The following is a 14,719-nucleotide window of genomic DNA, read 5'->3' on the forward strand; positions in this document are numbered from 1 at the left end:
CAAATCCTGTCAGTGCGCCCCAACGAGGCGCTTTTCGAAAAAGGCGCTGTATTCGGAATCCGGATAGTCCAGAACCACACCGCAGCGCGTAAAACCTGAATTCTCATATAGCCGCCATGCACCGGCAAAGCCGGGCCCGGTGCCTGTTTCGAGTACGAGGCGGGAAATGCCCCTGGCCCGGGCCTGATCGACAATCGCATCGACCAGAGCCGAACCGACGCGCTTTCCCCGCATTTCGGGACGGGTGAACATGCGCTTCACCTCGCCAATGCCATCATCATGCATCTTCAATGCACCGCAGCCGACGGCCTTGCCATCCTCATCGCGCGCCACGAAGACCGTCATATCCGGCCCCGCCATCTGCTCGACCGTCATCTTGAACTGGAACTCCAGCGGCGACAGCGGCAAAAGATGCGCATTCAGGCCATCGACCAGCGCGCGCACATCGTCCTGCAAGGGGGTCTCGACCGAAACCCGAATGGCCATGCTCTACTCCACGACCTTGGGTACGACGAAGAAATTGTCTTCCGTCACCGGTGCATTGGCGACCACGGCTGCAGCAATGCCGCCATCCGTTACCTTGTCATCGCGCATGCGCATCTTCATCGGCGTCACGGACGTCATCGGCTCGACGCCATCGACGTCGACTTCGTTCAGTTGCTCGACAAAGCCCAGAATTGCATTCAGCTCTCCGGTCATGCGTTCGGCATCGTCTTCGCTGACGGCGATGCGCGCCAGATGCGCGACGCGCTTGACGGTGGAAATATCGACGGACATCCTGTTCTCCGCAAATGCTTGTGGGGGCAGCTGTCCACCGCCCCTGAAAATTCCTTTACCGGCTATAACGGCGCGCTTCTTCAAGCGCAACAATTTAAGCTTCGAAGCTGTGAACCGTCCCTGCCGGATCGGCCAGCACTTTCGTTTCCGGGTGATCGGCCATTCCGGCGATAAACCTGTCCGCCGTCTGGTCGATGATCGGGAACGAGGCGTAATGGCACGGCAGCACGGTCTTGAAGTTGAAGTAACGCTGGCAGGCAAGCGCCGCAACCGCACCGCCCATGGTAAACCGATCACCAATGGGAACAATGCCGATCTCCGGCTGATGAAGCTCATTGATCAGCCCCATGTCGGAGAAGATATCCGTATCACCCATATGATAGAGCGTCGGCGCATCTTCGAAATGGAACACCAGACCATTCGGGTTGCCGAGCGCCTGCGAGACACCGTTTTCCGTCAGCATTGCGGAGGAATGAAGTGCATTGACGAATGTGACGGTAAACCCGTCATGCGCCAAAGTGCCCCCCGTATTGCCGGGATCGAGCTTTTCCACACCCTGACTGCCGAGCCAGCCTGCGAGATCTGCATTGGCGATAACCGTTGCACCATGTTCCTTGGCGATGGCCAGCGTATCGCCGACGTGATCGCCATGGCCGTGGGTCAGCGCTATATGGGTGACGCCTCTGGTCGCTTCCTTGAAATCGATGCCCTTTGCACCGGGATTTCCGTTGAGAAACGGATCGATGAGAATAACAGCCCTTGCCGTCTCGACACGGAAAGCGGCATGGCCAAGCCAGGTAAGTTTCATCAGTTCTCTCCTCAATCTCTGTTTCAGGCTCGATTTTCAGTTTGCGAACAGATATGACGCCGATAAAGTTGAAGGCAATATGAAACCACTTCAAAATCCTATGAGGACCGATGGCTGTCGTTGAAATCGAGGACGTTCCGGCGCTGCTTCAACCGGGGCAGACCATTGCCGGACTGGACCTGGGAACCAAGACCATCGGCCTTGCGGTCTCGGATCTGGGGCTTTCCTTTGCGCATCCGCGGCCCGTCATCAAACGGGTGAAGTTTTCCCTCGACGCACAGGTGCTTCTCAAAGCACTGGAAGCCGACAAGGTTGGCGTCATCGTCATCGGCTTGCCCATGAATATGGACGGAACGTCCGGCCCCCGCGTTCAGGCCACGCGGGCATTTGTGCGCACCATGCAGCCCCTGACCGACCTGCCCTTCGTGTTCTGGGATGAACGCCTGTCGACCGTCGCCGCCGAACGGGCGCTGATCGGCATGGATGTCTCGCGCGGCAAGCGGGCCGAACGGATTGATTCGGCCGCCGCATCCTTCATTCTTCAAGGCGCGCTCGACCGCCTGCATAGCATCAGACAGTCGGCATCCGACGATTACGACGCCGGATAGAGCTGGTCGAGAATCCGTTCGGCATTGTGGCGCGCGTCCAGCATGCCATAGGTCGAACGCCACTGGCCGCCAAGGCGGGTCTCGATGAACGCATCGGCCACATCATCGGCTCCAAGCTGGCGCAATTCCGCAGCAGCGGCGGCATAGGCCAGTTGCTCGGTCAGAAGGCGTGCGACACCGGAATCGGTTTCGGTCAATTGCAATGCGGCACGCAGGACATCGAGTGTTCCCTGCCCGCGCGGACCCAACTGCCCGCCGATCCACTCCAGCACTTCATCGAAAAGGCCGGGTGCACGCGACAGCACACGCGCCACATCCAGCGCCATGACATTGCCGGAACCTTCCCATATCGCATTGACCGGTGCTTCGCGATAGGCACGTGCAAGATTGCCTTCCTCAATGTAGCCATTGCCACCAAGGCACTCCATAGCTTCATAGAGTAACGCGGGCGCGATCTTGCACACCCAGTATTTCACCACCGGCGTCATGCAGCGGGCAAAAGCCGCCTCGGCACGATCACTCGCGGCCATATCGAAGGCGCGTGCCAATCGCATGGAAAGCGCCGTCGCACCAGCGACATCGAGCGCCATGTCGGCAAGAACCCGCTGCATCAGGGGCTGTTCGACAAGTACCTTGCCGAACACCTGGCGATGACGGCTGTGATGGACCGCTTCCGCAAGGCCCGAGCGCATCAACCCAGCCGATGCGACAGCGCAATCGAGCCGTGTCAGCGTGACCATATCCATGATGGTCTTGATGCCCTCGCCCGGATTGCCGATCAAATGGCCGATAGCGCCATCGAATTCTACCTCCGACGAGGCATTGGACTTGTTGCCGAGCTTGTCTTTCAGGCGCTGGAAAAAGAATCCGTTGCCATTTCCGTCGGTGGCAAGACGCGGAAGCAGAAAGCAGGAAAGCCCTTCTTCCGCCTGCGCAAGCGTCAGGAATGCATCCGACATAGGCGCGGACATGAACCACTTGTGGCCGGTAATCGCATAGGTGCCATCCTCATTGCGGGTCGCGCGTGTGGTATTGGCGCGCACATCGGTTCCGCCCTGTTTTTCGGTCATGCCCATGCCGAGCGTAATGCCCTGCTTGGCGAATGCCGGTTTCTGCGAAAAATCATACTTGCGCGACAGGATGACCGGCGACCATTCCTTGTAGATTTCCGGCGATGCCATGAGTGCGGCAAGCGACGCGCTGGTCATGGTCAGCGGGCAAAGATGCCCCGCTTCAAGCTGAGCCGTCAGGAAAAAACGCGATGCGCGCGCCTGATGGCGGCGACCGCTTTCGAGCGGATTGCCTTCCCAGATGGAGCAATGCAGGCCCGCCGCGATGGAACGGCGCATCAGCGCATGATAGGCCGGATGATATTCGACGAAATCGATACGTTTGCCCTGCCGGTCGTGGGTGCGCAGTTTCGGCAACTCGGTATTGGCCAGACGCGCGAGGTCCTGTGCTTCCGCCGACAACACGAAACGGCCTGTCTGCTCCAGATCGGCGTGCAGTTCCTTCGGGAACGATGCCGCAATCTGCATCAGAAGCGGATCGCCCAGATAGGCATTATGGCCCGTCATGGGCGGCGTCTGGTTGGTAACGTCGTGCGTTTTCAAAAGCTCATTCCGTATTGTGCGATTCAATTCAGTTTACGTTTCTTGCACTGCATTTGCTAAAATTTTGCCATCCCCTGCGCGATTTGTCGTCAGGACAGCACAGGTTTTTGTTGGTGAATCGCCTCAAGCCATTATAAGGACGGTTGCGGGACCTGCCTCATGGTCCTATACGGATGACTTGCCATGACAAATCAAACGGTCCCTCCGCTCTTCCCTCACCGCCACCTGCTGGGCATCAAGGGGCTTTCGCCCCTGGACATTCTCTGCCTTCTTGATCTTGCCGATCAGGAAATCGCTGTTTCCAGACAGCCCGAGAAGAAAAAGTCCGTGCTGCGCGGTCGCACGCAAATCAATCTTTTCTTCGAAGCATCGACACGAACGCAATCCTCGTTCGAACTGGCCGGAAAACGGCTTGGCGCCGACGTCATGAATATGTCGGTCGGCAATTCGTCGGTCAAGAAAGGCGAAACGCTCATCGATACGGCGATGACGCTGAACGCCATGCAGCCGGATATACTGGTTATCCGTCACGCTTCGGCGGGCGCCGCCGCCCTGCTCGCGCAGAAGGTCGGCTGTTCGGTCGTCAATGCCGGTGACGGCGCACACGAACACCCCACGCAGGCGCTTCTCGACGCCCTGACCATCCGCCGCGCCAAGGGCCGGATCGAAAACCTCATCGTCGCCATTTGCGGCGATGTGCTGCATTCCCGCGTTGCACGCTCCAACATTCTGCTTCTCAACGCGCTTGGCGCGCGGGTGCGCGTCGTCGCGCCGTCCACGCTTCTGCCTTCCGGCATGGCGGATATGAGCGTCGAGGTCTTCAATTCGATGGAAGAAGGCCTGAAAGATGCGGATGTGGTCATGATGCTGCGCCTTCAGCGCGAGCGCATGGCCGGTTCCTTCGTGCCTTCGGTGCGCGAATATTTCCGCTTCTACGGTCTCGACAAGGAAAAATTGAAACGCGCCAAGCCAGACGCCCTCGTCATGCATCCGGGTCCGATGAACCGCGGCGTCGAGATCGCATCCGATGTTGCCGATGGGCCGCAGAGCGTGATCCAGCAGCAGGTCGAGATGGGCGTTGCCGTGCGCATGGCCGTGATGGAAGCGCTGCTTGATCCGCGCCGTAATCCCAGCAACGGAGAAGCAGCATGAGCGCGATCCTGTTTGAAAACGCGCGCATCGTCGATCCGTCGCGCGGCCTCGATGAAACCGGCAGTGTCCTGATCCAGAATGGAAAGATCGTCGCCGCGGGCGCCGACGCCCGCCATCAGGGCGCGCCCGAAGGCGCGCAGATCGTCGACCTGAATGGCAAAGCCGTGTTGCCTGGTCTTGTCGATGCACGCGTCTTTATTGGAGAACCCGGCGCTGAACATCGCGAAACCATCGCCTCTGCAAGCCGTGCGGCTGCCGCTGGCGGTGTAACCTCGCTCATCATGATGCCCGATACCGATCCGGTGATCGACGATGTGGCGCTGGTGGAATTCGTCAAGCGAACGGCGCGTGACACGGCGCTTGTCAATGTGCACCCGGCAGCTGCCATCACCAAAGGTCTCAATGGCGAGGAGATGACCGAAATCGGCCTGCTGCGCGATGCCGGTGCGGTGGCCTTCACGGAAGGCAGGCGGACGATCGCCAATACGCAGCTCATGCGGCGCGCGCTCACCTATGCCCGTGATTTCGATGCCGTGATTGCCTGTGAAACGCGCGATCCCTATCTCGGCGCGAATGGCGTGATGAATGAGGGCCTGTTTGCAAGCTGGCTCGGTCTTTCCGGCAGCCCGCGTGAAGCGGAGGTGATACCTCTGGAACGCGATCTGCGTCTGGCGGCGCTCACCAACAGCAACTATCACGCCGCCCAGCTTTCCTGCGAAATGTCGGCGGAAGCCGTGCGTCGCGCCAAGGATCTGGGTGCCAAGGTGACGGCCGGCGTGTCGATCAACCATTTGTCGCTCAATGAAAACGACATTGGCGAATTCCGTACCTTCTTCCGTCTGTCACCGCCATTGCGTGGCGAACAGGATCGCCTTGCCATGGTCGAGGCCGTGAAGAACGGCACCATCGATATTGTCGTTTCGGCTCACGATCCGCAGGATGTAGACACCAAGCGCCTGCCCTTCTCCGACGCCGAAGCCGGTGCCATCGGCCTTGAAACATTGTTGGGCGCAGCCCTTCGTCTCTATCACAATGACAGCATTCCGCTGCTCCGGCTGGTTGAAGTTCTGTCGACGGCTCCGGCGCGTATTTTCGGCCTTGATGCCGGTACGCTCAAACCGGGCGCGAAGGCCGATCTCGCCATTGTCGATCTGGACGAGCCATGGATCGTGCGTGAGGAAGAGCTGCACTCGCTCTCGAAGAACAGCTGCTTCGAAAGCGCACGGCTTCAAGGTCGCGTCGTCCACACCTTAGTGGCCGGCAAGACAGTTTACTCGGCTTGAAAAACACCGCATAACCCGGAACAATCATCGGAAAATTCCGGGTAGGCGGAATCAAAAAGCAAGGGGACATGCATGGCCGAACCGGGATTCCTTAGCTTGACGCTCGCAGCGGCGCTCGTCTTCGGCTATTTTCTTGGCTCCATTCCATTTGGCTTGATCCTGACCCGGCTGGCCGGGTTGGGCGATGTCCGCTCCATCGGCTCTGGCAATATCGGTGCTACCAATGTGCTGCGCACCGGCAACAAGAAAATCGCCGCGGCAACCCTGATCTGCGATGCACTCAAAGGCACGATTGCCGTTCTCATCGCCGCGCGTTTTGGGCCCGATGCTGCGATCGGTTCAGGCTTCGGTGCTTTTATCGGCCATCTCTTTCCGGTATGGATCGGCTTCAAGGGCGGCAAGGGTGTGGCCACCTATCTGGGTGTCCTGATCGGGCTTGCATGGCCCGGCGCGCTTGTTTTCGCCGCAGTCTGGATCGTGACCGCACTCCTGACGCGCTATTCCTCCCTGGCAGCACTTATCGCCAGCGTGATTGTTCCCATCGCGCTTTATGCTCGGGGTAGTACCGCAATCGCCATCCTCTTTGCGGTCATGACGGTCATTGTGATTATCAAACACAAAGCGAATATCATGCGCCTCCTGAACGGCACCGAGAGCAAGATCGGAACCAAGGGATGAAGGAAGGCGCGAATTCGAAAACTGGAATTCGCCTCTCCGACCGCCAAAGGCTCAATTGGCTGCGTCTCATCCGAACCGACAATATCGGGCCTGTCACCTTTCGCGATCTCATTCTGTTTTGCGGCTCGGCTTCAAACGCGATAGAAATGCTGCCCGATCTCAACATCAGGGGCGGCAGCGCGCGCCCGATCCGCGTCACGCCCATGGACGAAGCCGAGCGTGAGCTTGAAGCCATCGAACGCGCCGGGGCCCGCCTGGTGGGAATGGGTGAGCCGGATTATCCTCAACAGCTCAAGAACTGCGAAGCACCGCCCCCCTTGGTCACGATCAAGGGAAGCGCCGCCGTTTTCAGCAAGCCGCCCGTTGCCATTGTCGGTTCGCGCAACGCTTCTGTCATCGGTGCGCGTTTTACCGAGCGTCTGGCACATGATCTTGGCGAAGCCGGATTTACGGTGATTTCCGGACTTGCCCGCGGTATCGATGCGGCTGCGCACCGGGCCAGCATGAAAACCGGGACCGTTGCGGTGCTGGCAGGCGGTCTTGACCGTCCCTACCCGCCTGAAAATCTTCCGCTTTATCGTGCCATACCCGAACACGGCGGCGCACTGATAAGTGAAATGCCGATGGGCACAGAGCCGCGTTCACGCGATTTTCCGCGACGCAATCGCATTATTGCGGGCTTGTCGCTCGGATTGATCGTCGTTGAAGCCGCCGAACGCTCCGGTTCCCTGATCAGTGCGCGCATGGCCGGCGACATGGGACGCACCGTATTCGCCGTTCCGGGCTCTCCGCTCGATCCCCGCGCGCGCGGCACGAACCTGCTTCTGAAACAGGGCGCAACCCTGGTCACAGAGGCAAACGACGTTATCGACGCGCTGCGCCCAATGGCTGGATCAAGTGCCTATCAGGCGGCTTCGCCAACACCGCCTGATCTCCTATCTTCGGCGCTGGAAGAGCCAGAATCATTTCAGCCGATTGCAACAGAGGAGCAGCGCGACATTATCATCGATGCTCTCGGCCCCGTGCCGACCGACATAGACACGCTCGTTCGCCATACGGGCATGGATAGCGGAGCCGTTCAGCTTGTTCTTCTGGAATTGGATCTGGCCGGACGGCTGCATCGGCTTGCCGGCAATCAGGTGGCTCTCGTCCCCCAGGAATAAGGGAAATCATCCGTCGTCCTCACTTTGAAGCGCCTCCCGAGCTTCAATGAGAGCAATCTCGATCATATAGGCCAGCACCGTATATTTCTTGCTTTTTGCCATCAGGCCAAGCTGCTCGAGCATATGTGCAATGTATGTTACCGTCTCCAGGCGCGTGGCAGTTTCCACGTCCTCTCCGTCTTCCATATCCGGAAAGCCCGCCGTATCGTCCATACCTATCTCCCCCGAGAGATAAATTGATCTCTTCCTATCTCATGCTACTATTGGTTTCATTACCATTAACAGCAATTGTAAGTTGTATTTCGCGATTTTTATCGTCCTGCTCTTGACCAAACGCTGCCTGCTGTTCATGTGAAGGCAACATATTTCACGCGGAGAGGAGGTATTTTATCTCCATGGGGCGCGAATCTAGGCTGCTTTAAATGAACGTCGTCGTTGTCGAATCGCCTGCCAAGGCCAAAACCATCAATAAATATCTGGGCTCGAACTATAAGGTTCTGGCCTCGTTCGGTCATGTGCGAGATCTGCCAGCCAAGGATGGCTCGGTCCGCCCTGATGAAGACTTTGCAATGTCGTGGGAGGTGGACAGCAATTCCTCCAAGCGCCTTGCCGATATCGTCAAGGCGCTGAAAGACAGCGACGGCCTCATTCTCGCAACCGACCCGGATCGCGAAGGTGAGGCCATTTCCTGGCACGTGCTTGAAGTGCTCAATCAGAAAAAGGCGCTCAAGGGCAAGACGGTCAAGCGTGTGGCATTCAATGCCATCACCAAGAAGGCTGTTCTGGACGCCATCGCCAATCCACGCGATATCGATGAACCGCTGGTCGATGCTTACCTGGCGCGCCGCGCGCTGGACTATCTCGTCGGCTTCACGCTTTCGCCCGTTCTATGGCGCAAGCTGCCCGGCGCGCGCTCGGCGGGGCGTGTCCAATCGGTGGCGCTGCGTCTCGTCGCGGATCGCGAATCCGAGATCGAGCGCTTTATTCGCGAGGAATACTGGAATATCGCGGCATTGTTGAAGACGCCGCGCAATGACAGTTTTACAGCCCGTCTGACTGTCGTTGACGGCAAGAAGCTTGGCAAGCTCGACATCAAGAATGGTGAACAGGCAACAGCCATTCGCACCATGCTGGAAGGCGCCAGCTTCAAGGCGCTTTCTGTCGAAGCAAAGCCGACCAAGCGCAATCCGGGACCGCCATTCACCACGTCGACCCTGCAACAGGCGGCGTCGGGCCAGCTTGGTTTTTCCGCATCGCGGACCATGCAGGTGGCGCAGCGCCTTTATGAAGGCGTCGATATTGGCGGCGAGACGGCCGGCTTGATTACCTATATGCGTACCGACGGTGTGCAGATGGCGCCCGAGGCCATCAATGCAGCCCGTGACGCCATCGGCAAAAGCTTCGGCGCACAATATGTGCCGGAAAAGCCGCGTTATTATTCCAGCAAGGCCAAGAACGCGCAGGAAGCACACGAGGCCATCCGCCCGACGGATTTCTCGCGCCATCCAAAAGATGTGCGCCGCTATCTCGATGACGACCAGGCGCGGCTCTATGAACTGATCTGGAAGCGCGCCATTGCCAGCCAGATGCAGGCGGCTGACATCGAACGCACCACCGTCGACATTGAGGCGGTCAATGGCGCGCGTTCGGCCATGCTGCGTGCCAACGGCTCCGTCACGAAGTTCGATGGCTTCCTCGCCGCCTATATGGATCACCGCGAGGAAGAGGACGACGATGAGGACAGTGCAAAGCTGCCGGAAATCCGCTCCGGTGAAGCCCTGGCGCGCGAGAAAATCGATGCGACCCAGCATTCGACCGAACCGCCGCCGCGCTATTCGGAAGCTTCACTCATCAAGAAGATGGAAGAACTCGGCATCGGTCGTCCCTCGACCTATGCCGCAACGCTCGCCACGCTTCGCGACCGTGAATATATCACCATCGACAAGCGCAAGCTTATTCCAGAGCCGAAAGGCCGCCTGGTCACGGCTTTCCTCGAAAGTTTCTTCGAGCGCTATGTGGAATATGATTTCACAGCCGATCTTGAAGAAAAGCTCGACCTTATTTCGGACGGCAAGCTTTCGTGGAAAGATGTTCTGCGTGATTTCTGGCGCGACTTCTCCGGTTCGGTCGATGACATCAAGGAACTGCGCGTCACCAATGTCCTCGATGCCCTGAACGAGGAACTGGCGCCGCTGGTCTTTCCGGCTCGGGAAGATGGCAGCGATCCACGTTCATGCCCCACTTGCGGCACCGGCACGCTCTCGCTGAAGCTTGGCAAATACGGCGCATTCGTCGGCTGCTCCAACTATCCGGAGTGCAAATATACGCGCCAGCTGGGCGGCGACGTCAATGGTGAAGCCGCAGCGGCAGACGAGCCCAAATCGCTTGGCAAGGACCCGTTCACCGGCGAGGAAATCACCGCGCGGACCGGTCGTTTCGGCCCCTATGTCCAGCGCGGCGAAGGCAAGGAAGCAAAGCGCGCCAGCCTGCCAAAAGGCTGGACCGTCGACGCGCTCGACCATGAGAAAGCCGTTGCCCTTCTGTCCCTGCCGCGTGACATCGGCCAGCATCCTGAAACCGGCAAGATGATTTCCGCCGGTATTGGACGCTATGGCCCTTATGTCAGCCATGACGGCACTTTCGCCAATCTTGAGAATGCCGAAGAAGTGTTCTCCGTCGGCCTCAACCGCGCCGTGTCCGTTCTGGCCGACAAACAGTCGAAGGGCGGTCGCGGGCGTTCCACACCGGCGGCGCTGGCAACGCTGGGCGACCACCCTGATGGCGGGGCGATTACCGTCCGCGACGGCCGCTACGGGCCTTATGTCAATTGGGGCAAGGTCAATGCGACCTTGCCTAAGGGCAAGGACCCTGCAACTGTCACGCTGGAAGAGGCATTGCAGCTGGTCACAGAAAAGGCCGGATCTTCCAAGAGCAAGAAAGCCCCTGCGCGCAAGGCTTCGGCCAGCACTGAAAAGAAGGCTGCTGCAAAGAAGCCAGCGGCCAAGAAGGCGCCAGCAAAAGCCAAGTCGACAGCCAAATCCAAGGCCGAGGCGGTAGAGGAGTAACAATTGGCACGCCGTTTTTCCAAATCCGATACCGGTCGGTCCGCGCGGACCGAGCGGCGTGCAGCCAAAGCCCAATCGCAGGATACCGCAGCCTTCTTGCCGACGCGCGAAGAGGTCCTCAAATATATTGAGGAGAATCCTGATCGCGCAGGCAAGCGTGAACTGGCGAAAGCTTTCAATATCAAGGGCGATGCGCGGGTCTATCTGAAAGACCTCCTGCGTGAACTCGCCGACGAAGGGCTGGTTGAAAAACGCGCCCGCAAACTATCGCGCCCCGGCGCCCTCCCTGCTGTCACCGTGCTTGATATTACCGGGCGCGACGAAGATGGCGGTTTGCTGGCGCGCCCGTCGGAATGGGATGAAGCCAATTATGGCAAGCCGCCCGTCGTCCTGATCCGCCGCACCCGGCTGAACAAGGCCTCCGAAGGCGGTCCGGCTGTCGGCGTCGGCGACCGTGTTCTGGCAAAAATTTTCCGCAATGAAGATCGCGACGGCGCAGACTATACCGCCCGCGTGATGAAGCGTCTCGAACATCGCACGAATGCGGTGCTTGGCATTGTACGCAAGCTTGGAAATGGCGAATGGCGTCTGGACCCGGTGAACCGGAAGCAGCCGGAAGTTCAGCTTGATCCGGCACAGCTTGAAAATGCCGAGGCTGGCGATCTTGTCGAAGTGGACCTCATTTCCTCTCGGCGTCAGGGATTGCCGCGCGGCAAGGTGCGACAGGTGGTCGGATCGATCGACAGCGAAAAAGCCCTGTCGATGATTGCCATTCACGAACATGAGATTCCGCATGTTTTTCCGGCTGAGGCACTCAGCGAGGCCGAAGCCGCGCAAGCCGCGACGATGGAAGGCCGCGAAGACTGGCGCGATGTTCCGCTTCTAACCATCGATCCGGCCGACGCCAAGGATCATGACGATGCGGTCTATGCCGAGCCGGACAAGGACCCCGAAAATCCGGGCGGCCAGATTGTCATCGTGGCGATAGCGGATGTCGCGGCCTATGTCCGCCCTGATTCAGCACTTGATCGCGAAGCGCAGAAGCGCGGCAATTCGGTCTATTTCCCGGATCGGGTCGTGCCTATGCTTCCCGAGCGGATTTCAAACAATCTTTGTTCGCTGCGCGAGCTGGAAGATCGCCCCGCCCTTGCCGTCCGCATGGTTTTTGCTGCCGACGGACGCAAGAAGTCGCACAAATTTCATCGCATCATGATGAAATCGGCGGCAAAACTCAGCTATTCGCAGGCACAGGCTGCCATTGACGGCGCGCCGGACGAAAAGACCGCGCCCATTCTCGACAGTATCCTGAAGCCGCTTTGGAACGCCTATGCCGTGTTGAAGCGGGGCCGCGATGCCCGCGAACCGCTGGAACTCGACCTGCCGGAAAAGAAAATCCTGCTCACGCCCGATGGCAAGGTGGACAAGGTCATCGTCCCCGAACGGCTCGATGCCCACAAGCTCATCGAAGAATTCATGATTCAGGCCAATGTGGCCGCTGCCGAAACACTGGAAACGCGCCACCAGCCGCTCATTTTCCGCATTCACGATGCGCCAGCGCTTGCCAAGCAGGAAACCCTGCGTGAATTCCTGCGCACGCTTGATTTGAACCTTGCCAAGGGCGCTGAACTGCAGCCGGCACAATTCAACCGGATTCTCGAAGCCGTGGAAGGCTCCGATCACCAGGAACTGGTCAATCAGGTCGTGCTGCGCACGCAGAGCCAGGCCGAATACAGCCCCGATAATATCGGTCATTTCGGCCTGCATTTGCGTCGCTATGCACATTTTACCTCGCCAATCCGCCGTTACGCCGATCTCATCGTTCACCGTGCTCTGATAAAGGCCCTCAACCTCGGAAAGGACGGCCTGACCACGGAGGAGGAAGCGCATCTTGAGGAAATCTCCGCGCTGATTTCCTCCACCGAGCGTCGCGCCATGCTGGCCGAGCGTGAAACCGTGGACCGGCTCATCGCACATTTCCTCGCCGCGCATCTGGGCGACGAATATGAGGGGCGCGTTACGGGCGTCACGCGGGCAGGCCTTTTCGTGAATCTTGCGACATATGGCGCGGATGGGCTGGTGCCCATTTCAACTTTGGGTCATGAATACTATTTATATGACGAAGCGAACCACGCGATTGCCGGGGAACGGAGCGGCAAAGGCTTCCGGCTTGGTGATACGGTGACGGTTCGGCTCGTGGAAGCGCTCCCCGTTGCGGGTGCGCTTCGTTTTGAGATGGTTTCGGAACCGCATCCCTTGCCCATGTCGACCCGTTCGCATCACAAGGCAACGCGGACGATGCGGGGACGAAGGGGTAAACCGGCGGGTATTCCGCGTCAGAAGAGAAGAGGTCGCTGATGAGCACGCTTGAGGCCAATTCCGCGCAGAATGTGCAGATTTTCGGTGGCGAAAATCCGAAAGCCGCCCACCCCAAGCGCGCTTTGGGTGAAGCCGTGTGGCGTGGCTTTCGCGGGCGCTGCCCGCATTGCGGCGAGGGAAAGCTGTTCCGGGCGTTTGTGAAGCCGGTGGCGCAATGTTCCGTTTGCGGAGAAGACTATACAGAACAGCGTGCCGACGATCTTCCCGCCTATCTTACCATTTTGGTCGTGGGACACGTGGTCGTTGGCGCCTTCATGGGCGTGGAGGCAACGACCAATCTGCCCCTGTGGGCGCATATGGCCATCTGGGGCCCTTTGACCGTGATCTTGTCCCTGCTCCTCCTGCAACCGCTAAAGGGTGCTACGATCGGCCTGCAATGGGCGCTTTACATGCATGGCTTCGGGGGCAAGGGCGAAGGTGAATATGGCGACGTGACCTGAGGGTCATCGTGATTGCCATGAATACGCTTCCATCCTCTCCAGCCAAAGCGGCCAAACCCTTGCGGCCACGCGACGCCGCATCCCTGTTGCTTGTCGACAGATCGGGCAGCAAGCCGCGCATTCTCATGGGCAGACGCCATGCCAGCCTTGCCTTCATGCCGGGAAAGTTCGTGTTTCCTGGCGGACGGGCAGATCCCGTCGACGGCGCTGTCGCCGCAGCAGCCGAATTGAATAACAGCGATGTCGTCAAATTGCTTGCGGGCATGGGGTCTCGTGCATCGATGCGCCGCGCGCGCGCGCTCGGCCTTTGCGCCATTCGCGAAACCTTCGAAGAAACAGGACTTCGCATCGGGCATTCAGGCTCAACGCCGGTTCGGCCCCCCCTGCATCGCGACTGGTCGGCATTTTTCGACAATGGCACGGTACCGGCGCTGGACAGTCTGCGTTATTTTGCCCGTGCGGTGACGCCGCCGGATAATGTCCGCCGTTTCGATACGCGCTTTTTTATCGCATTTCGCGATCACATACCTGAACTTGACCGGCAGCCGCTCGTTCCCAGTGGTGAGTTGGAGGATCTGGACTGGGTTTCCATCGAACAGATCGATAAACTCGACGTCGCCCATATTACCCAGGCGATCCTGAAGGAAGCCCGTGCGCTGCTGACGGACGCCGAAGCCGAACTGCCCGCCACCTTGCCGGTGGTGCAATATAGCAAGCGGCATGGCCGCTTTGTCCGCGAAGTGATCTGAACCCGAT

14 protein-coding genes are annotated in these 14,719 nt (G+C 59.1%); 9 read left to right on the plus strand and 5 right to left on the minus strand.

The window, feature by feature from the left end; all coding sequences use genetic code 11:
• Positions 1–9: 9 nt before the first annotated feature.
• The 3 genes from AVM02_RS09455 to AVM02_RS09465 form a co-directional block, all read right to left on the minus strand.
• Positions 10–486, minus strand: coding sequence for a GNAT family N-acetyltransferase (locus AVM02_RS09455; RefSeq protein ID WP_411506711.1), 477 nt, complete (start codon positions 484–486; stop codon positions 10–12).
• A 3-nt stretch (positions 487–489) separates the two neighbouring features.
• Positions 490–777, minus strand: a complete 288-nt coding sequence (gene gatC, locus AVM02_RS09460; protein WP_411506712.1) for an Asp-tRNA(Asn)/Glu-tRNA(Gln) amidotransferase subunit GatC — start codon at positions 775–777, stop codon at positions 490–492.
• 94 nt (positions 778–871) lie between these two features.
• Positions 872–1,585 (minus strand): metal-dependent hydrolase, encoded by a 714-nt coding sequence (locus AVM02_RS09465; RefSeq protein WP_411506713.1) that lies wholly within the window; start codon positions 1,583–1,585, stop codon positions 872–874.
• 110 nt (positions 1,586–1,695) lie between these two features.
• On the opposite strand from AVM02_RS09465, the gene ruvX reads away from it, so the two are divergent.
• On the plus strand, positions 1,696–2,193 hold the full coding sequence (ruvX, locus tag AVM02_RS09470) for a Holliday junction resolvase RuvX (protein ID WP_411506714.1): 498 nt from the start codon (positions 1,696–1,698) through the stop codon (positions 2,191–2,193).
• Here ruvX and AVM02_RS09475 read toward each other — a convergent pair.
• Positions 2,178–3,806, minus strand: coding sequence for an acyl-CoA dehydrogenase family protein (locus tag AVM02_RS09475; RefSeq protein WP_411506715.1), 1,629 nt, complete (start codon positions 3,804–3,806; stop codon positions 2,178–2,180). The two genes, ruvX and AVM02_RS09475, sit on opposite strands and share 16 nt — an antisense overlap.
• A 183-nt stretch (positions 3,807–3,989) precedes the next feature.
• On the opposite strand from AVM02_RS09475, the gene AVM02_RS09480 reads away from it, so the two are divergent.
• From AVM02_RS09480 to dprA, 4 genes are all read left to right on the plus strand, one after another.
• Positions 3,990–4,958 (plus strand): aspartate carbamoyltransferase catalytic subunit, encoded by a 969-nt coding sequence (locus AVM02_RS09480; RefSeq protein ID WP_411506716.1) that lies wholly within the window; start codon positions 3,990–3,992, stop codon positions 4,956–4,958.
• Positions 4,955–6,241: a dihydroorotase gene (locus tag AVM02_RS09485; protein WP_411506717.1), complete on the plus strand. Its 1,287-nt coding sequence runs from the start codon at positions 4,955–4,957 to the stop codon at positions 6,239–6,241. Before AVM02_RS09480 ends, AVM02_RS09485 begins: the two co-directional genes overlap by 4 nt.
• A gap of 72 nt (positions 6,242–6,313) precedes the next feature.
• Complete coding sequence (gene plsY / locus AVM02_RS09490) at positions 6,314–6,919, plus strand: glycerol-3-phosphate 1-O-acyltransferase PlsY (protein WP_411506718.1); 606 nt, start codon at positions 6,314–6,316, stop codon at positions 6,917–6,919.
• Positions 6,916–8,082: a DNA-processing protein DprA gene (gene dprA, locus AVM02_RS09495; RefSeq protein WP_411506719.1), complete on the plus strand. Its 1,167-nt coding sequence runs from the start codon at positions 6,916–6,918 to the stop codon at positions 8,080–8,082. The genes plsY and dprA overlap by 4 nt, the downstream gene beginning before the upstream one ends.
• 6 nt (positions 8,083–8,088) lie before the next feature.
• Here dprA and AVM02_RS09500 read toward each other — a convergent pair whose 3' ends face one another.
• Positions 8,089–8,295: a hypothetical protein gene (locus tag AVM02_RS09500; protein WP_411506720.1), complete on the minus strand. Its 207-nt coding sequence runs from the start codon at positions 8,293–8,295 to the stop codon at positions 8,089–8,091.
• 209 nt (positions 8,296–8,504) lie between these two features.
• Between AVM02_RS09500 and topA the strand changes: the two genes are divergently transcribed.
• Genes topA through AVM02_RS09520 form a run of 4 tightly spaced genes read left to right on the plus strand, consistent with a single transcriptional unit; the run spans position 8,505 to position 14,712 of the window.
• Positions 8,505–11,147, plus strand: coding sequence for a type I DNA topoisomerase (gene topA, locus AVM02_RS09505; protein WP_411506721.1), 2,643 nt, complete (start codon positions 8,505–8,507; stop codon positions 11,145–11,147).
• Positions 11,148–11,150: 3 nt separating this feature from the next.
• Positions 11,151–13,502: a ribonuclease R gene (gene rnr / locus AVM02_RS09510; protein WP_411506722.1), complete on the plus strand. Its 2,352-nt coding sequence runs from the start codon at positions 11,151–11,153 to the stop codon at positions 13,500–13,502.
• Positions 13,502–13,963: a DUF983 domain-containing protein gene (locus AVM02_RS09515; protein ID WP_411506723.1), complete on the plus strand. Its 462-nt coding sequence runs from the start codon at positions 13,502–13,504 to the stop codon at positions 13,961–13,963. Before rnr ends, AVM02_RS09515 begins: the two co-directional genes overlap by 1 nt.
• Before the next feature lie 17 nt (positions 13,964–13,980).
• Positions 13,981–14,712, plus strand: coding sequence for an NUDIX hydrolase (locus AVM02_RS09520; RefSeq protein WP_411506724.1), 732 nt, complete (start codon positions 13,981–13,983; stop codon positions 14,710–14,712).
• The last annotated feature ends 7 nt before the right edge of the window (positions 14,713–14,719 follow it).

It is taken from the genome of Brucella anthropi, from assembly GCF_046630315.1.
GTDB lineage: Bacteria > Pseudomonadota > Alphaproteobacteria > Rhizobiales > Rhizobiaceae > Brucella > Brucella anthropi_A.

Bases quoted from the DNA above. Each gene is read 5' to 3' on its own strand.
- AVM02_RS09500 (WP_411506720.1), bottom strand. From the start codon at position 8,295: ATGGACGATACGGCGGGCTTTCCGGATATGGAAGACGGAGAGGACGTG.
- AVM02_RS09520 (WP_411506724.1), top strand. From the start codon at position 13,981: ATGAATACGCTTCCATCCTCTCCAGCCAAAGCGGCCAAACCCTTGCGG.
- AVM02_RS09480 (WP_411506716.1), top strand. From the start codon at position 3,990: ATGACAAATCAAACGGTCCCTCCGCTCTTCCCTCACCGCCACCTGCTG.
- dprA (WP_411506719.1), top strand. From the start codon at position 6,916: ATGAAGGAAGGCGCGAATTCGAAAACTGGAATTCGCCTCTCCGACCGC.
- topA (WP_411506721.1), top strand. From the start codon at position 8,505: ATGAACGTCGTCGTTGTCGAATCGCCTGCCAAGGCCAAAACCATCAAT.
- plsY (WP_411506718.1), top strand. From the start codon at position 6,314: ATGGCCGAACCGGGATTCCTTAGCTTGACGCTCGCAGCGGCGCTCGTC.
- AVM02_RS09485 (WP_411506717.1), top strand. From the start codon at position 4,955: ATGAGCGCGATCCTGTTTGAAAACGCGCGCATCGTCGATCCGTCGCGC.
- ruvX (WP_411506714.1), top strand. From the start codon at position 1,696: ATGGCTGTCGTTGAAATCGAGGACGTTCCGGCGCTGCTTCAACCGGGG.
- gatC (WP_411506712.1), bottom strand. From the start codon at position 777: ATGTCCGTCGATATTTCCACCGTCAAGCGCGTCGCGCATCTGGCGCGC.
- AVM02_RS09465 (WP_411506713.1), bottom strand. From the start codon at position 1,585: ATGAAACTTACCTGGCTTGGCCATGCCGCTTTCCGTGTCGAGACGGCA.
- AVM02_RS09455 (WP_411506711.1), bottom strand. From the start codon at position 486: ATGGCCATTCGGGTTTCGGTCGAGACCCCCTTGCAGGACGATGTGCGC.
- AVM02_RS09515 (WP_411506723.1), top strand. From the start codon at position 13,502: ATGAGCACGCTTGAGGCCAATTCCGCGCAGAATGTGCAGATTTTCGGT.